Annotated in this window: 24 protein-coding genes and 1 pseudogene; 18 read left to right on the forward strand and 7 right to left on the reverse strand. The window is 70.8% G+C overall.

The window, feature by feature from the left end:
- Window positions 1-45: 45 nt before the first annotated feature.
- Window positions 46-606 carry a DUF2752 domain-containing protein gene (locus AB0D27_RS07170; protein WP_362503224.1) on the reverse strand — a complete coding sequence of 187 codons (561 nt, stop codon included), beginning with the start codon at window positions 604-606 and terminating at the stop codon, window positions 46-48.
- An 86-nt stretch (window positions 607-692) separates the two neighbouring features.
- On the opposite strand from AB0D27_RS07170, the gene AB0D27_RS07175 reads away from it, so the two are divergent.
- The 3 genes from AB0D27_RS07175 to AB0D27_RS07185 all read left to right on the forward strand — a co-directional run bounded on the left by AB0D27_RS07175 (window position 693) and on the right by AB0D27_RS07185 (window position 3,579).
- Entirely contained in the window at window positions 693-869 is a 177-nt protein-coding gene (locus AB0D27_RS07175) for a hypothetical protein (protein WP_362503227.1), read from the forward strand.
- A gap of 220 nt (window positions 870-1,089) precedes the next feature.
- On the forward strand, window positions 1,090-2,556 hold the full coding sequence (locus AB0D27_RS07180) for a heme peroxidase family protein (protein WP_362503230.1): 1,467 nt from the start codon (window positions 1,090-1,092) through the stop codon (window positions 2,554-2,556).
- Window positions 2,557-3,054: 498 nt separating this feature from the next.
- Window positions 3,055-3,579 (forward strand): hypothetical protein, encoded by a 525-nt coding sequence (locus tag AB0D27_RS07185; protein ID WP_362503232.1) that lies wholly within the window; start codon window positions 3,055-3,057, stop codon window positions 3,577-3,579.
- Here AB0D27_RS07185 and AB0D27_RS07190 read toward each other — a convergent pair.
- From AB0D27_RS07190 to AB0D27_RS07200, 3 genes are all read right to left on the reverse strand, one after another.
- Window positions 3,571-4,023, reverse strand: a complete 453-nt coding sequence (locus AB0D27_RS07190; protein ID WP_362503234.1) for a hypothetical protein — start codon at window positions 4,021-4,023, stop codon at window positions 3,571-3,573. The genes AB0D27_RS07185 and AB0D27_RS07190 overlap by 9 nt on opposite strands.
- A gap of 106 nt (window positions 4,024-4,129) precedes the next feature.
- Window positions 4,130-5,317 carry an FAD-dependent monooxygenase gene (locus tag AB0D27_RS07195; protein ID WP_362503237.1) on the reverse strand — a complete coding sequence of 396 codons (1,188 nt, stop codon included), beginning with the start codon at window positions 5,315-5,317 and terminating at the stop codon, window positions 4,130-4,132.
- A gap of 215 nt (window positions 5,318-5,532) precedes the next feature.
- Entirely contained in the window at window positions 5,533-5,778 is a 246-nt protein-coding gene (locus tag AB0D27_RS07200) for a hypothetical protein (protein WP_362503240.1), read from the reverse strand.
- A 32-nt stretch (window positions 5,779-5,810) separates the two neighbouring features.
- Here AB0D27_RS07200 and AB0D27_RS07205 point away from each other — a divergent pair.
- The 10 genes and pseudogenes from AB0D27_RS07205 to AB0D27_RS07250 all read left to right on the forward strand — a co-directional run.
- Window positions 5,811-5,933: pseudogene (locus AB0D27_RS07205) on the forward strand (hypothetical protein); the annotation flags it as partial.
- 133 nt (window positions 5,934-6,066) lie between these two features.
- Entirely contained in the window at window positions 6,067-7,860 is a 1,794-nt protein-coding gene (locus AB0D27_RS07210) for a copper resistance protein CopC (protein ID WP_362503242.1), read from the forward strand.
- A gap of 126 nt (window positions 7,861-7,986) precedes the next feature.
- Window positions 7,987-8,754 (forward strand): hypothetical protein, encoded by a 768-nt coding sequence (locus AB0D27_RS07215; RefSeq protein ID WP_362503245.1) that lies wholly within the window; start codon window positions 7,987-7,989, stop codon window positions 8,752-8,754.
- A 417-nt stretch (window positions 8,755-9,171) separates the two neighbouring features.
- The gene (locus AB0D27_RS07220; protein ID WP_362503247.1) at window positions 9,172-9,624 is read left to right on the forward strand and encodes a superoxide dismutase family protein; all 453 of its coding nucleotides are present in this window, start codon (window positions 9,172-9,174) and stop codon (window positions 9,622-9,624) included.
- A complete protein-coding gene (locus AB0D27_RS07225; RefSeq protein WP_362503250.1) occupies window positions 9,603-10,202 on the forward strand; it encodes a copper resistance CopC family protein in 600 nt (199 codons plus the stop codon). Before AB0D27_RS07220 ends, AB0D27_RS07225 begins: the two co-directional genes overlap by 22 nt.
- Before the next feature lie 164 nt (window positions 10,203-10,366).
- The gene (locus tag AB0D27_RS07230) at window positions 10,367-11,179 is read left to right on the forward strand and encodes a hypothetical protein (protein ID WP_362503253.1); all 813 of its coding nucleotides are present in this window, start codon (window positions 10,367-10,369) and stop codon (window positions 11,177-11,179) included.
- A gap of 235 nt (window positions 11,180-11,414) precedes the next feature.
- Window positions 11,415-12,080 carry an SCO family protein gene (locus AB0D27_RS07235; protein WP_362503256.1) on the forward strand — a complete coding sequence of 222 codons (666 nt, stop codon included), beginning with the start codon at window positions 11,415-11,417 and terminating at the stop codon, window positions 12,078-12,080.
- Window positions 12,077-12,538 (forward strand): copper chaperone PCu(A)C, encoded by a 462-nt coding sequence (locus AB0D27_RS07240; protein WP_362503259.1) that lies wholly within the window; start codon window positions 12,077-12,079, stop codon window positions 12,536-12,538. Before AB0D27_RS07235 ends, AB0D27_RS07240 begins: the two co-directional genes overlap by 4 nt.
- Window positions 12,539-12,629: 91 nt before the next feature.
- Window positions 12,630-13,679: a Dyp-type peroxidase gene (locus AB0D27_RS07245; RefSeq protein WP_362503262.1), complete on the forward strand. Its 1,050-nt coding sequence runs from the start codon at window positions 12,630-12,632 to the stop codon at window positions 13,677-13,679.
- Window positions 13,680-13,707: 28 nt separating this feature from the next.
- A complete protein-coding gene (locus tag AB0D27_RS07250) occupies window positions 13,708-14,667 on the forward strand; it encodes a cytochrome c oxidase assembly protein (RefSeq protein WP_362503438.1) in 960 nt (319 codons plus the stop codon).
- Window positions 14,668-14,781: 114 nt separating this feature from the next.
- On the opposite strand, the gene AB0D27_RS07255 is transcribed toward AB0D27_RS07250, so the two are convergent.
- Window positions 14,782-15,078, reverse strand: coding sequence for a universal stress protein (locus AB0D27_RS07255; RefSeq protein ID WP_362503265.1), 297 nt, complete (start codon window positions 15,076-15,078; stop codon window positions 14,782-14,784).
- Window positions 15,079-15,337: 259 nt separating this feature from the next.
- Between AB0D27_RS07255 and AB0D27_RS07260 the strand changes: the two genes are divergently transcribed.
- The 5 genes from AB0D27_RS07260 (at window position 15,338) to AB0D27_RS07280 (ending at window position 20,575) form a co-directional block, all read left to right on the forward strand.
- The gene (locus tag AB0D27_RS07260; protein WP_362503441.1) at window positions 15,338-17,017 is read left to right on the forward strand and encodes a chloride channel protein; all 1,680 of its coding nucleotides are present in this window, start codon (window positions 15,338-15,340) and stop codon (window positions 17,015-17,017) included.
- Window positions 17,018-17,116: 99 nt separating this feature from the next.
- Entirely contained in the window at window positions 17,117-17,362 is a 246-nt protein-coding gene (locus AB0D27_RS07265) for a hypothetical protein (protein ID WP_362503268.1), read from the forward strand.
- A 240-nt stretch (window positions 17,363-17,602) separates the two neighbouring features.
- Complete coding sequence (locus tag AB0D27_RS07270; protein WP_362503271.1) at window positions 17,603-18,169, forward strand: hypothetical protein; 567 nt, start codon at window positions 17,603-17,605, stop codon at window positions 18,167-18,169.
- Between the two features lie 777 nt (window positions 18,170-18,946).
- Window positions 18,947-19,714, forward strand: coding sequence for a DUF4142 domain-containing protein (locus tag AB0D27_RS07275; protein ID WP_362503274.1), 768 nt, complete (start codon window positions 18,947-18,949; stop codon window positions 19,712-19,714).
- A 114-nt stretch (window positions 19,715-19,828) separates the two neighbouring features.
- Window positions 19,829-20,575 (forward strand): DUF4142 domain-containing protein, encoded by a 747-nt coding sequence (locus tag AB0D27_RS07280; RefSeq protein WP_362503277.1) that lies wholly within the window; start codon window positions 19,829-19,831, stop codon window positions 20,573-20,575.
- Here AB0D27_RS07280 and AB0D27_RS07285 read toward each other — a convergent pair whose 3' ends face one another.
- Together AB0D27_RS07285 and AB0D27_RS07290 are read right to left on the reverse strand one after the other, a co-directional pair.
- Complete coding sequence (locus AB0D27_RS07285) at window positions 20,576-21,268, reverse strand: hypothetical protein (protein WP_362503280.1); 693 nt, start codon at window positions 21,266-21,268, stop codon at window positions 20,576-20,578.
- A gap of 202 nt (window positions 21,269-21,470) precedes the next feature.
- Complete coding sequence (locus AB0D27_RS07290; protein WP_362503283.1) at window positions 21,471-21,992, reverse strand: MarR family transcriptional regulator; 522 nt, start codon at window positions 21,990-21,992, stop codon at window positions 21,471-21,473.
- Window positions 21,993-22,000: the final 8 nt, after the last annotated feature.

The raw sequence follows: 22,000 nt of genomic DNA on the forward strand, positions 1-22,000 counted from the left end.
GCAAGCCGGACTGCGACGCGTGCGCACCGGGGAGGCATACGACGGTCAGGCGCGGTTGACCCGCCGGACCACCAACACGGTCAGGAGCACGATGCCCGCGGCGAGCGGCATGGTGACGGACAGCAGCAGCCAGGCGGACGGTGCGGCATCCGAGCCGGTTCTCAGCAGGTCGGCGTGCTCCTGCTGGTTGACCTCCAGTACCGCAAGGAGTGCGCCACCGGTCACGACCGCGGCCTTTCGGTGAGTGACCCGGACGTTCAGCCACCGGCCGCGCAGCCGGCCGACCGCCTCGCGGAGCACCGCGGCTGCCGCCCCCATGACGAGGACGATGCTGAGCGGGTTGTAGCGCCATCCCGTGGCGAGATCGCCACGCATCGCCGCGTGCACCCCTCGTGTGGCGCCGCACAGTGGAGCCATCACGCCCGCGTAGTGCAGCGGACCGTGCAGATCCACCGGTGGCAGCCCGAGGACGGCCAGCAGCGCCCCCACCGCGAGGCCGACCACGGCCAGCGGACCGGCCCACCGGTGCTGGTCGCCGTCCTCCCAGACCATCCGGAACGGCAGCCACCATCGCCCGCGACTCCTCGCGCTCACCGCATCCCTCATGCCGTCATCTCCCATACTCGGGCCTCGAACCGCCGTGCCCGGCTGCCGTCACCCGCCACCGGTGCAGCGGCCCGAGCAGCGCGAGCATGACGCCCGTACGGAACTCCACGCACGGCCGGATCCCGACGCAGACGTGCCTCGGCGACGAGCGGCACGACGGCGCACCGGGCGGCGAGGCGACGGACGGGGTGGGGGAGCAGCCGCACGCGTCCAGCCGATCACGCAAGGGGCGGGCTGTCCCGCCCGGACGGCCTGCCGGGTGACACGGTGTCAGCCTTCCGCCCTGGACGATGACCTTCCGACAGTGAGCCTTGCATGAAGGTTCGGCCTTCAATTCGGCGATTGCGCTACGCGCGTCGCACTCTGGAAGGGACAGGAGCGCGGCCGTTGACTGGAGGAGCCCAGGGGACCCGCCGAGCCCGGCGCCTGACGGCGACGGTCCGGATGCGCGCTCACGGGGGTAAACACACAGGGGGAAAGCACATGTCCGTATCTCACGGCATGCCGTCGCGCGGTCTCAGCAGCGCCGAGACCAGCGGAGGCTTCGGGCGGATGTTCCCGCAGCTGCCGCCGCGCCGGGCCACCGGCCTGGAGATGGCATTAACCTTCGGCGCACCCGGCGGCCTGATGGACGGCGGGGACACCGGCGACAGCCAGCTCGACCCGGAACTCCCGGCGGGATTCACGTACTTCGGGCAGTTCATCGACCACGACCTGACGCTGGACGTCATGTCGCGTCTCGGCGACCACACCGACCCGTCCGCCATCACCGACTTCCGTACGCCACGACTCGAACTGGACAACCTGTACGGCGCCGGGCCCGTCGTCAGCCGCCATCTGTACGACGGCTCGCCCGAGGGCAAGCTGGCGCTGACGCCGAGCGGGGTGGACCTCGCCCGGACACCGGCCGGTGTTCCCTTCATCGGCGACCCACGCAACGACGAGAACCTGATCCTCAGCCAGTTCCAAGTGGCCATGATCAAGTTCCACAACCGGGTGGTGGACAAGCTCGTCGTGGGAGAGATCACAGATGCCTTCGGGCAGCCGCTCCCGCCCAAACCGGAGCCCGAGCCGCCGACACAGCAGCCCGGCGTCCCGCTGGACCAGCTGCTCGACGTGGAGAACTACTACGACACCGTCTTCGCCGCGGCCCGCCGACTGGTCCAGTGGCACTACCAGTGGATCATCGTCCACGAGTACCTGCCGCTGATCGCCGACGCGAAGATCACACGGGACGTCGAGGAGAACGGGCCGCGGTTCTTCCAGCCCGGCAAGACCCCGTTCATTCCCGTCGAGTTCGCGGTGGCGGCCTTCCGCTTCGGCCACCCGACGGTGCGCACCAGCTACCGGGTCAACGAGGACTTCGCCGCGCCGATCTTCCCGGACGACCCGAACGCGCCCGCCAACCCGCGCATGGACCTGCGCGGCGGGATGACCGTCCTGCCCGAGCACGCGGTCGACTGGCGGTTCTTCTTCGACGTGTCCCGCACCAGCGAACCGCAGACCGCGAAGCGGATCGAGGCCACACTCAACACCCAACTGCTGAACCTCCCGGTCAGCGCGGTACCCGGCGCCCGCCAGGGAGCCCTCGCCCAGCCGGTGGCCTCCCTGGCCGTACGCAACCTGCTGCGCAGCGAGACCCTCGGCCTGCCGTCCGGCCAGGACGTGGCCCGCGCCATCGGCGAGATCCCGCTGACGGACGAGGAACTGGGCACCACAGGCCCGGTCTACCTCTGGTACTACGTCCTCAAGGAGGCGGAGGTCCTCAACCGCGGCCGCAATCTCGGCCCCGTCGGCTCCCGCATCGTCACCGAGGTCCTCATCGGCCTGCTGGACGCCGACCCGTCCTCGTACCGCTCGGTGTTCCCGCGCTGGCGGCCGACGCTCGCGGAGACGCCGGGGCGGTTCGAGATCGCGGATCTGCTGTATGTGGCGGGGGTTGTCGGCTGACGGACGAGTACGCCCAGGTCTGCCGGATCCTGGGGGCGGCTTCCGACTGCCGCCCCCACTTGTCTTCTTAGAGCTGCGAGCGGACGACGGCAGCACAGCAGATGGCTGCCAGTAGCAATGCGGCACCGGCCGGGCGCCATCCTGCCGCCGCCGGGCCGGGAAGGAGCCTGCCGGAGGGGTCGACGGCACCGTCGGGGTCGAAACCCATCGAAAGATGGTCTGCCGTCCTCCTCTGCAAAGGCAGTCGAACGTGTTCGCGCACACGTGAGCCGCTGCTACGCATCGACGTGTACGAGGTCACGGACGACGACATGGTGCGCCGGCTTTCCGTGCAGGCGGGGTGCGCTCCGGCTGCAGCGTGTGACCCTGTCGCAAGCGGCCGAGGGCCGAGTCAACCGGCGTCTCGCGGCGGATGCGAGGCGTCAACAACCTGAAGAGTCCCGCCTGCCGGAGGGGGGCGCCGGTCCGCCCGAGGGCCGACCTTGGCATACTGCAAACATGGCAGGCACAGCCCCGCGTACCCTCACACTCCTGGCAGCATCCCTGTCCGTGGCACTCGCCTTCCTGACCGCAGGCTGCTCGGACAACTCCTCCTCCCACGCCGCCGGCCCCGCTCCCGCGTCCGCTGGCCACCCGTCCGTCCCAGGCCGTGTTCATGTGGACGTCGCCGACGTCGACATGACCATCACAGACGCCGTCGCCCACCTCGACCATTCCGGCGACGGCTCACTCAACATGAGCGTGCGCAACGACGACGGCGTCCCCGAACACCTCGGCATGGTCGCGACCCCGGACGGCGGGCGGGGTGTCCTGGTCGGGGGAAAGTCGACCGAGGGCAACGGCTCACTGTCCACCGCAGGGATCCTGCTGCAAAGCAGCACCACCGTCACCTTCGGCGCCGACGGACCACGCGTGGTGCTGCACCACGTGCACGGCGTCACCGCCAAGCACACGCTGCCGGTGGCCCTGCAGTTCGGTGTGGCCGGACTGGTCCGGCTCCAGGCACGCGTCACCTCATCGTGAACGCCCCGCCTCCGGCCGAGGCGCACGCACCGGCACCTCTCCGAATCCGGCCGTGGCGCCGGTGAAGGCCGCGTCGAGCGCCTCGGCGCGATCGGCGTAGCCGGTGATACACGTGATCAGGCCGCCAGTGACGTCGAAGACGTGATACGCCACGCTCTCCGGGTGGGCCGGAGGCACGGTGCCGTGGATCCGCAGGCCAAGCACAACAGCTGCCGGGTAGGTGAAGGTCTCTTCGACAGTGGCCCGCAGTCCGAGCACATGCAGCCGGGAACAGCGGCTGAGGACATGCGAACGGGCGTGGCAGCCGGTGTCACCGCCGTCGGGCGGGCTCCAGCACACGTTCGGATGCAGGACCTCGGCGAGCATCCGGCAGTCGGCGGTCTCCAGGGCGTCGCGCAGGCGAGCGGCGACCGCCCGCTTACCAGGCCGGGGACTTGATGGCATCTGGACCTCTCCGCGTTACGGGGCTGCCCGCCCGGACTCTCCATCGCCTGCGCGCACTTGCTCCGCCGCGAGGTGTGTCCGGCGCGCTCGCCCCTCATGACAGGACCTAGACCGGAACTGCGGCCAGTTGGCGCAGGGACGGTCGTTGTCTGCCGGCGAGCGTGGTGCCGGCGATGTGGCCTGCGCCGGGCAGGCCCGCAAACCGCAGGGCAGCCCGGCGCAGACGCAGCCGGCGGGGCGATCCGGGGACAAACCAGCGGGCGGTCCTGCGGGCGGCGCGCTGCCTGCGGACGATGACCGGACGCCACAACCGTTCGTATCCGGCCAGCGCGTCCTCGACGCGGCGGGCACCGGCGAGCTGGTCGGCCAGGACGTAGGCCCCGCCGATCGCCAGCGATGCGCCCTGCCCGGCGACCAGGGACACGGCATGACAGGCGTCGCCCACCAGCACGACACGACCGCGACTCCAGGAGCGCAGGACGGTCTGGGCGACCTGGTCGTAGTAGATCTGCGAGGACGGCGGGCAGTGGGCCAGGGCGCGGGGCACGAACCAGCCGAGCGAGCCGTACTCGCGGCGCAGCGCGGCCCGAGAGTCGTCGGGCAGGCCGGATTCGGTGGCGTGGTGCACGGCGAACGCGGCGACCTTGCCGTCCCGCAGGGCGTACAGGCCCATCTGCCGGTCGACGGTGTCGGTGAGGCAGAACCGGTCGCCGAGCTCCGCGTGCATCTCCGGGTCGTCGAAGGTGAACGCGGCCGTGTGGTAGCCCAGTTGACGCACGTACCGCCGCTCCTCGCCGAAGACCAGACCGCGCACCGTGGAATGGAGCCCGTCCGCCCCGACCAGGAGGTCGGCGTCGACGATGCTTCCGTCGGTGAGCGTGACACGGACACCGTAGGCGTGGGAGTCGATGCGCGCCGGGCCGACGCCGAAGCGCAGGCCGACGGCGAAGGACAGCCGTTCCCGCAGGGCGAGTTCGAGGTCCGGCCGCATGATGCTCAACAGGCGCCCATTCAGAGGACGGGCGAAGCGGTCGTAGCCGAGCCGGGCGCGGCAGCGGCCGTGGTCGTCGAGGAAAGCCGCCTCGGAGACCGGGTAGCTGAGTTCCTGCAGCCAGGGCAGCACGCCCATGGCCTCAGCCGCGTCATAGCCCGGGCCGAAGAAGTCGATCATGTAGCCCTCGGTGCGGGGCCGTGGCGCCTGCTCCAGGACCACGACCTCCCAGCCGAGCACGTTGTGCAGGCGGCCGGCCAGCGACAGCCCGGCGATACCGGCCCCGCAGATCACCGCTCTCATCAGTGCGCCTCGCCTCTTCCACTCCGCGCAGACCGGGCACGCCCCGGCGCTCACACCCCTCCCCCACTTTTGCACTATGCAAAGCTTGGGTGTCAAGGAAGCCCCCAATTCGAGTGGCCCGACCGAGTGGAGCAGGAGGTTGCAGACCAGCGGCCCGGCGGCCTCGACGTCGATACCAAAGCCGCGCAGGGCGTCGGCGGGATCGGGCCGGCGGCTCAGCGTGGGGCCGGTCCACCGCAGTTCATCGCGGACTGACGCGCCCGCCCCAAGTCCTGGGTGCCCAGCAACGCGGCGGCTTCGCTGGTGCCGTGCCGCACCAGGCCGAGCAGGACGTGTTCGTCGGCCAGGCGCGGGTAGGGGTGCGCCGGCGGTGACGGTGGAGTCCTGCCCCGTTCGCGGGCCTCAGAGTGGGCGAGCCGGAGCGCTTCGTGGCCGTCAGGGGTCAGCCGGTCCCACATCATGTCTACGCCTTCCTCCACATCAGCGTGGCCACGTGAAGACTCACCTTCTGCACATCTTCGCCAAGCTCGGCGTCGACGACCGCACCGCGGCCGTCGCCCTCGCCCTCGCCCTCGCCCTCACCCTCGAACGGGGGATCACCGGACTCCAGCACTGATCCCACGTCCCTCGACGCCTGTCGCCGGTGGCGACTTCGGCCAGCGCGTCCCGTTGAGTGCGGCGACGGATACGTCCGTATACCTCCGTGACCCAGGAACCGGCCCCGGAGACATGACGTGGTGCGAGGGCAAGTGAACAACGCAAGGCGCACGGTCGGCTCGTTCCTGGTGGTGGTCGCCGTCCTTGCCTGTGCCCTTCTCCAGGGTGCGGTACCCGCATCCGCGCACGCGGTGCTGACCGGCAGCGACCCGCGCGAGGACAGCGTGCTGAAGACCGCGCCGAAGCAGATCACCGTGACCTTCGACGAGTCGGTCGCCCTCGTCGAGGACTCCCTGCGCGTGCTCGATCCCGACAACCGCCCGGTGACGGACGGCGATCCCCGGCACGCGGGCGGCCGGGGCAACACCGACAGCGTGCCGCTGGCGAGCGGGCTGAAACAGGGCACCTACACCGTGTCCTGGCGGGTGGTGTCGGCGGACAGCCACGCCGTGTCCGGCGCCTTCACCTTCTCCGTCGGCAAGCCGTCGACAACCCGGGCCGCCGCCGCTCCTCCGCCGGCCGTGGATCCCGCCGTCGGCGCGTTGTACGGCATCGGCCGCTACGTCGCCTACGCCGGGCTGGCGCTGCTGATCGGCCTCGCCGTGTTCGTGCTGGCCTGCTGGCGCTCGGCCACCGCCGCGCGGTTGCTGCGCCGGCCGTTCCTGGTCGGATGGTGGGCGCTGTTCGTGTCCACGGTCGTGCTGGTACTGCTGCGCGGGCCCTACGACAGCGGTGGCGGGCTGGGCGGTGTGTTCGACCCGGGTGCGCTGCGGCAGACGGCCGGCAGTCGGCCGGGACTCGCGCTGCTGGTCCGGTTGGTACTGCTTGGGATGGTGGCCGCTTTGGTGCGCAGTCGGCGGGCGGAGCAGCTGCCCGGTCGACGTGCCCTCGGGGTCTCTGGTGCGCTCGTTCTCGGCCTGGCCGCCACCTGGGCGGCGGCCGAGCACGCCTCCGCGGGGATCCAGGTGCCCGTGGCCGTGGCCTCCGCCATGCTGCATCTACTGGCCATGGCGGTGTGGCTGGGAGGTCTGGTAGCACTGCTGCTCGCGCTGTACCGGGCGCCGGGCGACGATCCCCTCCCGCCCGTCGCGGTCGCCCGCTTCTCCCGTGTCGCGCTGACCTCGGTGGCCGTGCTTGCCGTCACCGGCGTCTACCAGTCCTGGCGCGGGCTGGGCTCCTGGGAGGCGTTCTCGACGACCTACGGCAGGGTCCTCGTCTTCAAGGTCTGGGCCGTGCTGGTGATGCTGGCGGCCGCGTCGTACTCGCGGCGGTGGACCGGCCGGCTGATGCATGCGCCTGCGGAGGAGGACCGGGTGCTGGTGGCGGCGGGCCGCGGCGGGACTCCTCCCACCGCCCCGGTGCACCAAAACGGCTCGGACGGCTGCGGGTCTGAGATACCTCGGCGCGGTCTGCGCAGGTCCGTGCTGGCCGAGGTGGCGGTCGGCGTGCTGGTCCTCGTCCTGACGACAATGCTGACCGGCACCGAGACGGGCCGGGCGGCCGAGACCACGGCGGCCACCTCGGTGGCCGGGCAGCCCGAAGTCTCCCTGACCCTGATCCCGTACGACACCGGCGAGAACACCCTCTCCGGACGCGGCAAGGTGCAGGTCACCCTGGAACCGGGCCGGGTCGGCCGCAACGTGGTGGAGGCGCTCGTCTACGGCGCCGACGGCAGCCCCGTCGCCGTCCCGGAACTGCGTCTGACCTTCACCCTCGCCGACCAGCAGGTCGGCCCGCTGGACGCGAGTCTCGTCGACGAGCGCGGCTACTGGGGCAGCGACACCCTCAACCTGCCGATCGCCGGGACCTGGACGATGAAGGCCACGGTCCGGGTCTCCGACATCGACCAGGTCACCGTGGAGAAGACGGTGAAGGTCGGCCGATGACCCACCGGCGCGGACACACCCGGGGCGCTTTGGTGCCGGGGCATGAACGCGTACGCCCTGTCATCCGTACCCAACGGAAGCCCGACAGGGGCCCAGCACAAGCGCATTGACGCCAGGGAGGTTCGGATGCCCCGGGAGAGCCGCCGCGGCGGACCGAGCCCGGGCCGCGGTGCGTCCACCGCCGACGGACATGCCGTCGACCTCCCGCGGCTGACGCGGGCCGCGGTGTTCGCGGCCGTCTGCGTGACAACGACCGCCCTGGGACACGCACTCATGTCCGGGGACACGCTGCCCTGGTGGGCGGTGGCCTACGCATTCGCCGGGACCGTCTCGGGCGCCTGGTGGCTGACCGGCCGGGAGCGTGGCGCCGCGGTGGTCGTCGGCGCCACGGTCGTCGCGCAGGGGTCGCTGCATCCGCTGTTCGCCCTCGCCCACCAACTGGCCCATGCCCCCGCCGCCGTGACCGGTGTCCCCGGGGCGGCTTCCCCTCACACCGGCATGGTGATGCACCACACGGAATCCATGGGGATGCCGTCCGGCTCCCCCCTCGCGTCCGCCCTGCCGCACCTGGGCTCCGCCGGGATGGTTCTCGCGCATCTCCTGGCCGCCGTCCTGTGCGGGCTGTGGCTGTGGCGGGGCGAAGCGGCCGCCCAGCGGATCGGCGGGGCTGTGGCAGCGGTCGTGTTCGCGCCGCTGCGCCGGGTCTGCCGGGTCCTCTTCCGTGCAGTGCCCGAACCCGAGGCCCCCTCGTGCGGGCCCGCCTCCGGTTCAGGGGAGCGCCGCCTGCCGACGCCCGCCTCGCTGAGATACGCGGTGGTGCGCCGAGGGCCGCCGCGAAGCCGTTCGACTGCCAGTCGCCCCTCTCCCGCTCCGCCGCTCGCCGCAAGACCGTGATTCCGGTCTGATTCCGGCGGTCGCGCGGCTGCCGGGGGACAGGCGAACGGTCGACGCGTCCGTATGCCGTCGACCGCTTCTCTCCACCTCCGGCCCGGGCCGTGCCCTGCCGTCGGCCGCTCGTTCTGCCGATGCCGGCAACGGCCCAGCCCGTCATCGATCGGGAGTTCCATGTCCAAGCACCAACACACGCACGGCCGTTCACCCCGGCGGGAGACCGCGTCCGCGATACGGACGTTGACGTCCGAGCGACGCCGGTCCTCCCATCCGCGCCGCGCATTCGTGTCTCTCACCGCCTGCTGTGCCGCCGTGACCGCGACGGCCGCCCTGCTGTCCGCATGCGGCGGCTCCTCGGACAGCACGTCGCAGAAAGCAGCCGCCGCATCCTCCGCGTCCCCGTCGAAGAGCATGAGCGGCATGTCCGACACGAACATGACGTACGGGGATCCGTCGGCCACGCCCGCCTACAAGATGGCCGGCGCCGACGTGGTGAAGGGCGCCTTCAAGCTGCTGGACACCCGTCCGCCCGGCATGGACGGCGCCAAGGGCACCGCCTGGCTGGCCCAAGGCGCGAAGGGCACCACGGTGACGGTGTCCTTGACCGGCCTGAAGCCGGGCCACCACTACATGGCCCACCTGCACGCCCAGCACTGCTCCGCCGCGGGCGGCGGGGAGCACTTCCAGTTCACCAAGGGCGGTCCGGCCAAGCCGCCGAACGAGGTGTGGCTGACCTTCACCTCCGACAAGACCGGCAAGGGCACGACGACGGTGAACAACGCGAAGAAGACCGGCAAGGGCGCGCTCGCCCTCGTCGTCCACCCCATGGAAGCGATGGACAACCGGATCGCATGCGCGGACTTCGACTTCTGAGGGCGCCAGTTGCCCTGCTGGGATGTCTGGGCGTGCTGCTGTTCGGCGGCCCGCCCGCGTACGCCCACACCGCGCTGAAGGACGCGACACCGGCGCCGGGCTCCAGGGTCGGTACCGGCACCAACGTCATCTCACTGACCTTCGCCCGTCTGAAGCCCGGCACCACACCGAAGGTCAGCCTGGTCGGATCCGACGGCACCACCGTGCCCGTCGGACGGCCCCAGGTGGCCGCGGGCTCGGTCACCTGCGCCGCGGTCAGCCCCCTGCAGGCGGGTGTTGCCACGCTCACGTACACCGTCACCGCCGCCGACGGGGACACACAGACCAACGCGTTCCAGTTCGAGGTCTCCGACCGTGTCCAGGCCATGACCGCTCCGGCCGCCTGCCAGGGCCTGAACCTGGCGGCGCCGGGCACGGACACGGGCGGGGGCGAGGACGGCATGATCTTGGGACTCGGCCGGGGCGAGGCCCTGGCCGTCGCCGCCGGGGCTGTCGTTGTGATCGCCGCGGGTGCCTTCCTCGCCGCACGTGTGCGGCGCGGCGCGCGGCCGACCGGCAGGAGGAGGGCCACCTGGTGAGACGAGAGCAGGTCACGCCCACGGCCCGCTCGCCCGCCCCCGCCTGACAACCCGTCACGACTCGTTGGTCCCGGCTCCGCACCCCCGCGGGGCCGGGACCGTCCGCGTCGACGGCCGCCCCGGCGTTCGCCGGCTCTCCGGCGGCTGGAATGATGGCGAGCGCCATGAACGTTCCGGTACGGGCTGCCACCGATCTGAGACTGCTGAGGGCCGCCGTGTTCTCAGCGGTGTGCGTGGCGCTGTCCGCGGGCGGGCACATACTGGCCTCGGGCACCGGGGTCCCCCTGTGGTCCCTGGCGGCCGGCTGGGCCGGGGTGCTGTGCCTCGTGGGCCCCCTGGCCGGACGTGAGCGCACGCTGCCCGGCATCGCGCTCGCCCTGGTCACCGGCGAGTTCGGCCTGCACCTGCTCTTCTCCCTCGGGCAGGGCTCCGCTCCGGTCGACCGTTCCAGCCGTGTGGTGGCGCTGGCCGAACGCTTCCTGTGCGGCGCCGACAGGACGCGTCTCACGCCGGCCGCTGCGGCGCGGATCCTGCGGCAGGCCCACATCGATCCGGCCCGCGCCGCCCCCGCCGTGCACGGCACACCGGGCATGGCGGGAATGGCCCACATGGCGGGCCACGGTGGGCACGCGATGATGCTGAGCTCGATGTTCACACTGCCGATGGCCGCCGCCCACGTGGCCGCCGCCGTCGTCACGGGCTGGGTGCTGCGCCGCTGCGAGGTCGCGCTGTGGCGGGCTGTACGGCTGCCGACGATGGCAGCGAGCCGGCAGGCCCGGCTCAGCCTGCTGCGGCGGCTGAGCGGACTGCTCGCCATGGCCCGGGTGCTGGTGCGGGTCGCGGCCCTGCACGAGCGGTTGCGGTCCGTGCTCATCCCACGCCGGACAGCGGACGACGGCGTACGGGCGCTGCGGTCCGCCGTGCTGTGGACCTGCGTCATCCGGCGTGGACCACCCGCGGTGGCCCCGGCGGCCTGAGCCTCCCTGCGTGCTCGCACGCCCAGGGTGGGTGATGGCTGCCCTGGTGCACGGGTGAGCCCCCGTTCTTGCTTCCCGTTTTCACGGAAAGCGGTTTTCGCGGTCGCCGGACGCCTCGCGCCGCGTTCCGCCCGTCTGACGGGGCCCTCACCTCTCCATCCCCGCATGTGTGCCGCCCCGCTCGCGCGTGTGAGCGAGCCGCATGCCCCGCTGCCTCGCACGCAGGAGCCTTACGATGCACACCCTCACCCCGCGCCGGACAGCCGCGACAGCGACCCTGTTCGTCGCCGCCGGGCTGGGCCTGACCGCCTGCGCCGGCCCGTCCGGCGACCAGCCGGCCGCCGTCGTCTCCACCCCTTCCTCCCCGGCGGCGCCCGGCACCGTCACGCTGGACACGCCGGACTCGAAACCCGCCCTGACCCTCACCGACCAGAACGGCCACTCCTACGACCTCGTCAGGCAGACCGCGGGCCACCCGACGCTGCTGTACTTCGGCTACACCCACTGCCCCGACGTGTGCCCCACGACGATGGCCGACATCGCCCAGGGCGCCCGGAAGCTGCCGCCGACGGGCCGGCGTGAGCTGCGCGTGGTCTTCGTCAGCACCGACCCCGCCCGCGACACCCCCCGGCGCCTGAAGCAGTGGCTCGGCGCCATCGACCCCTCGTTCACCGGCCTGACCGGCGACTTCGCCGCCATACAGAAGGCGGCGCGGAGTCTGGGCGTCGGCATCTCCCCGCCGGTGAAACACCAGGACGGCACCGTGACCGTCAGCCACGGCGCCGAGGTGTTCGCCTTCTCCCCCAAGGACGACAAGGCGCACCTCTTCTACACCTCGGGGACCTCCGCGCAGCGGTACGCCGCCGACCTTCCGAAGATCGTCAAGGGACGGATGCCGTGACCCGCTCCTTCGCCGCCGCCGTACTCCTGCTCTTCGCCACCGCGCTGACCGGCTGTGCGTCGTCGGCGGCGGCACCGGCCTACGACACTCCCGTTCTGAAGGTGACCGGCGCCTACGTACGTCAGCCGCCGACCGCCGACATGGCCGCGGGCTACTTCACCGTCACCAACACCGGCCGACAGCCGGACAGGCTCACCGGCGTGAGCAGCGACGACGCCACCAGCGTGACGATGCACCGCACCACGGCCCAGAACTGGATGGAACCGGTGAAGGCGTTCACCATCCCCGCGGGCGGCCGCCTGGTGCTGCGCACCGGGGGTGACCACCTGATGCTGATGGGCTTCGGAAAGAAGCCGACCGTGGGCGAGACGATCACGTTGCGGCTGCGCTTCGCCGCCTCCGACTCGATCACGGTCAGGGCACCGGTCAAGCCGACGACCTACCTGCCCTCGAACTGACCCACGGCGAGGGCCTGTCCGCGCGCCCGAACGCCGCGGCGGCCCTCGCCCCCCAGGCATCCGTACTCCAGAGGTTCAACGAGGCTTCGACATGCGCGAAGACAGCACACACCGTCGCGAAGGACAGCGCGCCATCTCCCGCAGGCGGCTGCTGAGTACAGCGGGCGCCGCCGGCACCGCGGGACTCCTGGCCGGGGCGGGTGGCGGCACGGCTGCCTACGCCGCCGGGCACGATCAGATCGCCCTCGACGCCGGCCCTTGCAGACTGACCGTCACCTTCGGCTTCGGCCGCACCTTCTTCACCAGGACCGGCCTGGCCCATCGCTCCCCGGCCGCGCTCGTGCCCGTCCCCCGCTTCCCGTCCGACGCGATCGACCCGAAGCGCAGCGACGGCGACTTGTTGATCCAGATCGGCGCCGACGACCCCCTCGTCGCCTTCCACGCCCTGCGCATCCTCCAACTCAAAGCGACCGGAACGGCCGACGTGCGCCGGCAGATGAGCGGCTTCAACCGCACCCCGGGCGCCACCGCCCGCCCGATTACGGTTCGCAACTTGATGGGCCAGCTCGACGGCACCGCCAACCCCATGCCCACCGACAAGGACTTCGCCGCCAAGATCTTCGTCCCCCACGGCCACGGAGACGAGGCGTGGATGAACGGCGGCTCCTACACCGTCGTACGCCGCATCCGCATGCGCCTCGACCACTGGGCCGACCTCACCCGCACCGAGCAGGAACAGGTCATCGGCCGCCGCAAGGACACCGGCGCACCCCTGTCCGCCCCTCACCACGCGCCCGAGACCACACCCACGGACCTGAACAAGTTCACCTCCCACGGCTCCCTGGCCATCCCCGCGGACGCCCACATCCGCCTCGCCGCACCCGAGTCCAACGACGGGGCGGCGATGCTGCGCCGCGGCTTCTCCTACCACGACGGATACGACACCGACGGACAACCGGACGCGGGACTGCTGTTCATCGCCTGGCAGGCCGACCCCGCCGCCTTCATCAAGATCCAGACGAAACTCGACAGTGCCGACCACCTCACCTGTTTCAGCCGCCACGAGTCCAGTGCCGTCTTCGCCGTCCCCGGCGGCGCCGCACCGGGCGAGTACGTCGGCCAGAGCCTGCTGGAGGGATGACATGACAGGCATGCACGGCATGCAGCACATGAACATGACCGGTCCGATGTGGATGCCGACCGCTCCGCCGACCCTGGGGCGGCTGCTGGCCTGGCATCCCCAGCCGCTCCCCGTGGAGCCCCTCGTCTGTCTCCTGGCCCTGGCCGCCTACGGTCTGGGCGTGTGGCGGCTGCGGCGGCGCGGCGATGGCTGGCCGCTCGCCCGCACCGTGTTGTGGACCGCGGGCGTGCTCACCGCCGGGGCGGTCACCTGTACCGGCGTGGGCGGCTACGGCATGGAGCTGTTCAGCGTCCACATGGTGCAGCACATGGTGCTGTCCATGCTCGCCCCGATCCTGCTCCTGCTCGGCGCGCCGAGCACGCTCGCCCTGCGGGCCCTGCCCACCGCCGGACGCGGTCGCACCGGCCCCAGGGAACTGCTCACCCGGCTCCTGCACAGCCGCGCGGTACGGGTGGTCTCCTCGCCGCTGTTCACCCTGCCGCTGTTCATCGCCAGCCTCTACGGGCTGTACTTCACCCCGCTGTTCGACTTCCTGATGGGCAGCTGGCTCGGCCACGAGTGGATGCTGGCCCACTTCCTGGTGACCGGCCTGTTGTTCTTCTGGCCCATCCTCGGCGTCGACCCCGCGCCCCGCCGCCCCTCCCACCTGCTGCGGTTGCTGGAGCTGTTCATCGGCATGCCGTTCCACGCCTTCTTCGGCATCGCCGTGATGATGTCCACCACCCTCATCGCCACCTTCTTCGCCCATCCCCCGGCCGCCTGGCACCTCAGCCCGCTTGCCGACCAGAACACCGGCGGCGGCATCGCCTGGGCCTTCAGCGAGATCCCCACCCTGCTCGTGCTGATGGCCGTGCTCGTGCAGTGGGCCGGCAGCGACCGCCGCACCGCCGTACGCACCGACCGCCAGGCCGACCGGGACAACGACGCCGAACTCGCCGCCTACAACGCCTACCTCGCCCGCCTCGCCGCACGCGACAACCCCACCTGAACCATCCCCTGCGGCTGCCGCTCACGCCGGTTCCACTCCGGCCAGCACGCACCGTCTTCGTGAGCGGCGACGCGTGCATCGCCGGAGAACCGCTGCGGCGAGACACCTGACCCCTTACTGCAGGCAGCAGAACGGCCAGCCGACTCCGGACCCGCAGGCACATCCGGTCGCCAGACAGATCGGCACGTCTCCTCGACGGTGCGCCGCAAGCTCTGACGCGCCCGTTTCTCGAAGTCGGCGTCGGAGTAGCCCAGCAGCGCCGTAGATGGCCGGTAGCCGCCACGCCTGCATGGGGCGCGATTCGGCACCGGTCAGTCCGGCTTGGCGGGCCGCCCAGCGCAGCGCCGCCCTGCTCGACTCGGACCCGTCGACACCCACCACGATCAAGGGCGGGGACACCTCACTGCTCACTGTTCACCTCCGCGGCTTGTACGTTCGCCCACTCTCCCGCGAGCCGACCCGCGCCTCCAGGGCCCTTCGGCCCTGATCGGCGGACGACGGCCTGTGACGCGCACCCTTGACTCGTTTTGCATAATGCAAAGGTAAGGAAGGGGAGGCGATGAGCGCCATATCGGCAGCGACGGACGGGAAGCACGTGTCCAACAGCACAACCAGTGGATTCACCCCCGCACCCAGGCTCGCGGGACTGCGAAACGCCTCTTGGGGGCTGATGGCCCTGGCCGTCGTGGTCGGCGCCGGGGCCGGCGCGGGCTCGGTCGTGTTCCGCTGGTGCATCAAGACGTTCACCCACCTGCTCGCCGGTCACGCCGACTACGCGGCATCGCCCGGTGCCGACAATCCGCACGTGCCGTGGCTGGGTCCGTACTTCGTGCTTCTGACCCCGGTGGTCGGCGGTCTGCTGTACGGGCCGCTGGTGAACCGGTTCGCCAAGGAGGCCCGCGGGCATGGGGTTCCCGAGGTGATGCTGGCGGTGGCCCAGCGCGGCGGGCGGATCAGCCCGAAGGTCGCCGTCGTCAAGACGCTGGCCTCCGCCCTGTGTATCGGCTCGGGCGGCTCGGTGGGGCGCGAGGGCCCGATCGTGCAGATCGGCTCGGCGCTCGGCTCCACCCTCGGCCGGGTCACGAAGGTGACCGAGGGCCGGATGAAGCTGTTGGTGGCGTGCGGTGCGGCGGGTGGCATCGCGGCCACCTTCAATGCGCCGCTGGCCGGGGTGTTCTTCGCGATGGAGCTGATCCTGGGCACGTTCAGCGCGGAAGCCTTCGGGGCGACGGTGCTGGCCAGCGTGACCGCGAGCATCATCGGACGCGCCGCCTTCGGCGACAACGCCTTCCTGAGCCTTCCGGACTTCCATGTCGACCATCTCGCCCAGTACGGCCTGTTCGCCGTGCTCGGCATCGTCGCCGCGGCCGTGGGCGTGGGCTTCTCCCGGTTCCTGTACCTGATCGAGGACGCCTGCGACTGGGTGTGGCGCGGCCCGGAATGGCTGCGCCCGGCGGTCGGCGGGCTAGCCCTCGGCGTGGTCCTGCTGGCGCTGCCGGAGATGTACGGCGTCGGCTACCCGGTGCTGGAGAAGGCGACCGAGGGCGGCTACGCGGTCGGCTTCCTGCTCCTGCTGCTGGTGGGCAAGATGCTGGCCACCAGCCTGACCATCGGCATCGGCGGCTCGGGCGGAGTCTTCGCACCAAGCCTGTTCATAGGCGCGATGCTGGGCTCGGCGTACGGCATCGGTGTCCACCACCTGCTGCCCCACTCCGCCGGCGCGGTCGGCGCGTACGCGCTGGTCGGCATGGGCGCCGTCTTCGCCGGGGCGGCCCGCGCGCCGATCACCGCCGTGGTCATCCTCTTCGAGCTCACCGGCGAGTACTCGATCATCCTCCCGCTGATGCTCGCGATCGTCCTGGCCACCGCCGTCAGCCGCCTGATCTCGCGCGAAACCATCTACACCCTCAAGCTGCGCCGTCGCGGCATCGACCTCGAGGGCCCCGCCCCCGGCGCCCGGATCGGCACCCAGCACGTCGGCGCCGTCATGGACCCCCTGCCCTCCCCACTGTCCGCATCCACGACCCTGGCGGACACCGCCGACCTGCTGAGCCTGTCGGGCCACGGCGCCCTCCCGGTGGTCGACGACGCCGGCCACTACATCGGCGTGATCACCGCACAGGCAGTGGCCGAGGCCCTCGCAGAACAGCCGCAAGACGCACCGACCCTGGCCGGGGAACTCGCCGAACCGCCCTCACCGATCACCGCGGACCAGCCCCTCGCCCAGGCCCTGCACACCCTGCTGTCAGCCGCCGGAACCGGAGTACCCGTTCTCGACACCGACCACGGCAAGCCGGTCGGCTGGCTCAGCCACCAGAGCGCCCTGCGCGCCGTACACACGCCCGCCTGACGGCATTCCGGTTAACGCCCTCAAGACCAGCACTTTTTGCACTGTGCAAAAATGGATAGAGGAAACCTCGATGGACGGACCGCTCCAGGGAGATGGGCGATGCACACAGACCATGTCCGGCGCTCCTACTCGTTCGCATGCCTCGACTGCGGGCACGGCTGGGAGGACACGTACGACATCGACGTGACCGTCGACGAGCACGCGCGGATCACCGCCGTCTACCACCTCGGCGGCATGCGCGTGCCCTCGCCGTTGCAGTCACCTACCTGCCCCGCCTGCGAAAGCCGCAAGATACGCATCATGCGGCCAGGACGCGTCGCGTCGGCGCGCCTGCACGAGAGGTAGCGGTGGTGGGGCCGCACCATCAGTCGCCGGCCTGACTGGAGGCGCTGGACCGGCCTCGCCCCGGCCGGAGCGAGCCGTGTGGCCGTCGTGGTGGACATGACACCCCCTGGCGGCCCGTCGTCAGAAGAGTGACGGCAGCCGCCCCCAACGGGGCGGCTGCCGTCACTACGCCCCCCACCGCAGGGCCCAGCTGTGACACGCTTTCTGCCGGAGCGAAGGCACGGATCCGGGGAGAAAATCATGCCCACCGCCCGCACTGTGTACGTGCCCGAAGGCACTTTCGGCGTGCTGGACGCCGGAGAAATCCCGGTCCAGACGGCAGACTGGAGCAACGGACTCACGGCCCCCATGTCACACGGGGCTCTCATTGCCACCGGCATCCACACCGGCCAAGTCCGCGTCACCGCCGAAGCCCTGAACGGCCCGCCGGACACATCGGCGGACGAGGCATGGGAGGAGGTCGTGGAAGTCAGCGTGCACGCCCCCGCCGGCCGTCTTCAGGTCGAATCCCTCGAAGACGGACCAGTCCCCGGACATCCCCTCCTCAGCCCGTCCGGACCGAGCTGGTACCGGCTCCGCGTGCATGCAAGAGGACGAAGCATCCTGCCCGACAAAGTCGCCACCTCACCGGTGGAGGACTATCTCCTCCTGGCCTGGCCCTCCTCACCGGCCGACGCAGCTGTCCTGCGTTCCAGCGAACGCATCGACTACGCGCTGGCCCATTCCGACAAGGCCCCGGCACCCTCACCGGCCCCCACAGTGACACCGAGGCAGGACGCCCTGCGCCGCCGCCTGCTGGAACGGTGAACCCCCCGAGCGGCCGAGGCTGTCCGCTGCCCCCGGCACAGGCGCCCACAGGCACGGCTGACGCGGCTCGAGGTTGGGTGCCTCGCGTCAGTCGGAGGCTTGGTCTCTGGCAGATGATCGTCTGGCGCATGTCGATTCGTTGGAGTCACGGCGTCGGGCCGCGGACATGTATTCTATGAATCGTCGCAGTTCAGAGCCGGTTCACGTGCTCCTGCGGTCGGTAAAGTCGAAGTCCCGCTGATCGTCGGAAGGGGCAGCAACAACGGCGGCATCTTCAGGAGCACCCTGCGGGACCCGGCCACCCAAGCCTTGAAGAAGATCGAACCCCGGCGAACCTGCTCCGCGGAGGCCACGCTTGGCTGGACAAGGCTAACTCCCGTCCGGGCCACTTCGAACAGCGTCGAAGTCTCCTCGCCTCCGTGCCTCTTCCACAGCGCCCGGCCCCCTGACGCGGCGCAACCGAGATCGAGCACGGCGACAAGCTCACCCTCAAACGCCGCGCGCGTCCCCGGCATCCGGCTCACGCGGCCCGGATCGGCCACTCGCGTCACGGACTTCGACCAACACTCCAAGACCCTGGGCGTGATCCGCCATACCGGCGAGTCAGTCACCGTTCGGATCCCCGACGCCCCGTCACCCGCGGCGCCGGGTTGGTACTTCGCCCTCACCCGTGACCCGCACTACGTAGCATCATGCAATCTTTACCTAGAGCAAAGGTTGCTTTTCTGTGCCGCCCCGTACGTGCTGACAACGACGCTGTCCGCACCAGGAGAGACCATGCCCATCTCGCGCAGCACGATCGGAACCGTCTTCGTCGGCGGAGCACTGAGTGTGACGCTCGCCGCCCTGGCCTACCCGAGCATGCTCGGCGTCCAGAACGCGTCCACCAACCAGTCCCGCGTGATCGCCAACACTCGGTGGGGGCCGCTGACCGAGGCCGACCGCAACTTCGTCGTCTTCGTGCGCTCCGCCGGGCTGTGGGAGGGCCCCTCCGGGGAGCTGGCCATGAAGAAGGGGACGACCGCTGCCGTGCGCGAGGCCGGCCGGCACCTGGTCATCGGGCACGCCGCACTCGACGCCAGCTGCCGCAAGATCGCCCCCGAGCTGAACATCACCATCCCCAACCAGCCCACTCCACAGCAGCAGGGCTTTCTGGAGAAGTTCAAGTCGGATACGGGCACGCAGTTCGACTCCGACCTGGCCAACATCCTGCGCGTCACCCATGGCTCGATCTTCTCCACCATCGCCAAGATCCGCGCCACCACCGAGAACACCCTCGTACGCCAGCTGGCCGATCAGGCCAACGACGTGGTCCTGGACCACATCGAGCAGATGGAGAAGACCGGGCTGGTCAACTTCGACCAGGTCAACTTCCAGGAGACGACCCCGCCGAAGCTTCCGTCCAGCCAGGTCACGCCACCGGTGCCGCAGCCGGGGGCACCCGTGGTCGCCCTCACCGTGCCCCGCGGAGTGTCCGCCGACGGAATACCGACGGGCCCCAGCACGACCACGCCCACCCCGTCCCTCACACCGACGACCGGCTGACCGGACCCTCCCGCACGACGCCGAGCAGCATGCAAGTTTTGCTCAGCGCAATGATTGATTCACCCGTCGCGTCCGTACCTTCCGGTGTACCGTCCGCTCGCGCCAGGAGGCCGCATGCCCATCTCCCGCAACACGATCGGAACCGTCTTCGTGGGCGGTGCGCTGACGCTGACCCTCGCAGCTCTCGCCTACCCCGGCATGCTCGGGATACAGAACACGGCGACGAACACGTCGCGCATCATCGCCAACACGAAGTACGGGCCGCTGACAGAGGCCGACCGCGACTTCGTCGTCAAGGTCCGCTCGGCCGGGCTGTGGGAGTACCCCCTGGGTGAACTGGCCATGCAGCGAGGCACGTCTGCGGAGATGAAGGAGGCCGGCGAGCACCTGGTCGTCGGTCACGCGGGGCTGGACGACCTGTGCCGCAAGATCGCCCCCGAGCTGAACATCACCCTGCCCAACCAGGCCACACCGCAACAGCAGCAGTTCGTGGCGACCGTGGACTCCAAGAGCGGCAAGGAGTTCGACTCCTCCGCTGTCAACATCATGCGCGTCACCCACGGCCAGATCTTCCCGACCATCGCCAAGATCCGCGCCACCACTCAGAACACCATGGTGCGTCAGCTCGCCGACCTGGCCAACGACACCGTCCTTGACCACATCACGGTTCTGGAGAAGACCGGCCTGGTCAACTACGACCAGGTCAACTTCCAGCAGACCACGCCGCCCAAGCTCCCCAAGGACCAGCTCACCCCGCCCGCGCCCCAGCCCGGATCCCCCCTCGTCGTCCTCACCCCGCGGCCCGACCTCGACGTGAACACCAGCTCCCCGACGCCCACCCCAAGCGCGACGGTCGGGTGATCAACGGGGAGCGGGGGTGACGGCGGAGAGCCGGTAGGAGCGCACCACCGCGACCACAGACCCGGCGACCAGGGCAGCCGCCCAGCCGCCCAGATCACGCAGCGGGCCTGCCGGAGATGTTCCGGACGGCACGACGCCGCGCGGCGGCACCTGCCCCTTCGGGTCGTGCACGACGGCGAGGGCGTCGCCGGGACTGGTGGTCTGTCCGCAGCCCCGCCAGATACGGACCTTGAGGGGTACGCCGTCCCGGTCGGACACCGAGCAGAGGTAGCGGCCTCGTCCCGAGGTTGCTGCGTCCTCAACGGATGTCACCACCACGGACTCCACGCGTCCCCGCTCCGCCAGGACCACAGCTGCCGCCGCCTGGGGTGTCTGGAATGCCAGGCATACACCGAGCAGGGCGACGATGCCGACCAGCGCCCGTCCGGCCCGCACCACGCAGAGATAGACGGCGAGCGCGGCGGCGCACACCAGCCCGGCCTCGCCGTCTGCCAGTTGAGGGTGCCCGTACCAGGCGCCCCCGACCGCCGTGCCGACGATGACCGCCGCCCCCAGTGTTCCGGCCAGGAGTCCTTCTCCGACCAGCCACCACGGGGGCAGACCGACGAATTCTGCCGGTCCCCACACCGTGGACCGCAGATGCGCCATCAGGTGCGGTTGCGCCGTGGAGCGGGGTCGGCGCAGTTGGCGCATGTGCGTCTCCCCCCCGGGGCGTCATTCCGTATCCGTCTGCGCCCCGCACCCTGACGGCGCGGGCCCTGCCCTCGTAGGGCAGGCAGTGCGGCCCGCATCGCCGGGCACACCTTCACGATTCCCTTGCATTATGCAAAACGAGTCGGGGAAAGAGGAAGAGCGGTCCGGACATGCCGACGCGGGCGGCGTCAGGCGTCGCGCGTCATCGCGCGTCCACCGCCCAGCCCAGCGGGTACGGTTCCGGATCGTCCAGCGCCGGAGCCGGAGGTTCTCCCCCGGCCTCGTTGAAGGCGCTGAGCGCCTCGATGAGGGCCAACCGCTCTGTCGGCCTGAGGCGTTCGACGATCGCCGCGATCTCGGCGCGGCGCCGTGCGGTCACGTCGTGGACGGTGCGCTGCCCCTCGTCGGTGAGCTGCAACAGGGTCTCACGGCGGTTGTCGGGGTTGGTCTGCCGATCGGCGAGCCCTGCCGCGATGAGCCGGTCGACCATGCGCATCGCTGTCGAGGGCGCCACCTGGAGCAGCTCGGCCAGCACCACCAGTTTGGTGGCACCGCGGGTGGACAGCACGACCAGCATCCGGAACTGCGGCAGCGTCACCCGCTCCTCGACCGCGGCCAGCGAACGGGCGGAGACCGCCACCAGCAGCCGCGAAGCGGTCAGTACCGCACGCGTGACGGCATCACCGTCGTCAGTCGTCCCCGTGTTGGTCTCATGCTCCGGCATGCGTCCTT

This window comes from Streptomyces sp. NPDC048415 (assembly GCF_040651675.1).
Lineage (GTDB): Bacteria > Actinomycetota > Actinomycetes > Streptomycetales > Streptomycetaceae > Streptomyces.

Bases quoted from the DNA above. Each gene is read 5' to 3' on its own strand.
- AB0D27_RS07195 (WP_362503237.1), bottom strand. From the start codon at position 5,317: ATGAGAGCGGTGATCTGCGGGGCCGGTATCGCCGGGCTGTCGCTGGCC.
- AB0D27_RS07280 (WP_362503277.1), top strand. From the start codon at position 19,829: ATGCCCATCTCCCGCAACACGATCGGAACCGTCTTCGTGGGCGGTGCG.
- AB0D27_RS07250 (WP_362503438.1), top strand. From the start codon at position 13,708: ATGAACATGACCGGTCCGATGTGGATGCCGACCGCTCCGCCGACCCTG.
- AB0D27_RS07260 (WP_362503441.1), top strand. From the start codon at position 15,338: ATGGCCCTGGCCGTCGTGGTCGGCGCCGGGGCCGGCGCGGGCTCGGTC.
- AB0D27_RS07225 (WP_362503250.1), top strand. From the start codon at position 9,603: ATGCGCGGACTTCGACTTCTGAGGGCGCCAGTTGCCCTGCTGGGATGT.
- AB0D27_RS07285 (WP_362503280.1), bottom strand. From the start codon at position 21,268: ATGCGCCAACTGCGCCGACCCCGCTCCACGGCGCAACCGCACCTGATG.
- AB0D27_RS07215 (WP_362503245.1), top strand. From the start codon at position 7,987: ATGCCCCGGGAGAGCCGCCGCGGCGGACCGAGCCCGGGCCGCGGTGCG.
- AB0D27_RS07270 (WP_362503271.1), top strand. From the start codon at position 17,603: ATGCCCACCGCCCGCACTGTGTACGTGCCCGAAGGCACTTTCGGCGTG.
- AB0D27_RS07290 (WP_362503283.1), bottom strand. From the start codon at position 21,992: ATGCCGGAGCATGAGACCAACACGGGGACGACTGACGACGGTGATGCC.
- AB0D27_RS07245 (WP_362503262.1), top strand. From the start codon at position 12,630: ATGCGCGAAGACAGCACACACCGTCGCGAAGGACAGCGCGCCATCTCC.
- AB0D27_RS07180 (WP_362503230.1), top strand. From the start codon at position 1,090: ATGTCCGTATCTCACGGCATGCCGTCGCGCGGTCTCAGCAGCGCCGAG.
- AB0D27_RS07265 (WP_362503268.1), top strand. From the start codon at position 17,117: ATGCACACAGACCATGTCCGGCGCTCCTACTCGTTCGCATGCCTCGAC.
- AB0D27_RS07185 (WP_362503232.1), top strand. From the start codon at position 3,055: ATGGCAGGCACAGCCCCGCGTACCCTCACACTCCTGGCAGCATCCCTG.
- AB0D27_RS07190 (WP_362503234.1), bottom strand. From the start codon at position 4,023: ATGCCATCAAGTCCCCGGCCTGGTAAGCGGGCGGTCGCCGCTCGCCTG.
- AB0D27_RS07230 (WP_362503253.1), top strand. From the start codon at position 10,367: ATGAACGTTCCGGTACGGGCTGCCACCGATCTGAGACTGCTGAGGGCC.
- AB0D27_RS07275 (WP_362503274.1), top strand. From the start codon at position 18,947: ATGCCCATCTCGCGCAGCACGATCGGAACCGTCTTCGTCGGCGGAGCA.
- AB0D27_RS07235 (WP_362503256.1), top strand. From the start codon at position 11,415: ATGCACACCCTCACCCCGCGCCGGACAGCCGCGACAGCGACCCTGTTC.
- AB0D27_RS07175 (WP_362503227.1), top strand. From the start codon at position 693: ATGACGCCCGTACGGAACTCCACGCACGGCCGGATCCCGACGCAGACG.
- AB0D27_RS07200 (WP_362503240.1), bottom strand. From the start codon at position 5,778: ATGATGTGGGACCGGCTGACCCCTGACGGCCACGAAGCGCTCCGGCTC.
- AB0D27_RS07170 (WP_362503224.1), bottom strand. From the start codon at position 606: ATGAGGGATGCGGTGAGCGCGAGGAGTCGCGGGCGATGGTGGCTGCCG.
- AB0D27_RS07220 (WP_362503247.1), top strand. From the start codon at position 9,172: ATGTCCGACACGAACATGACGTACGGGGATCCGTCGGCCACGCCCGCC.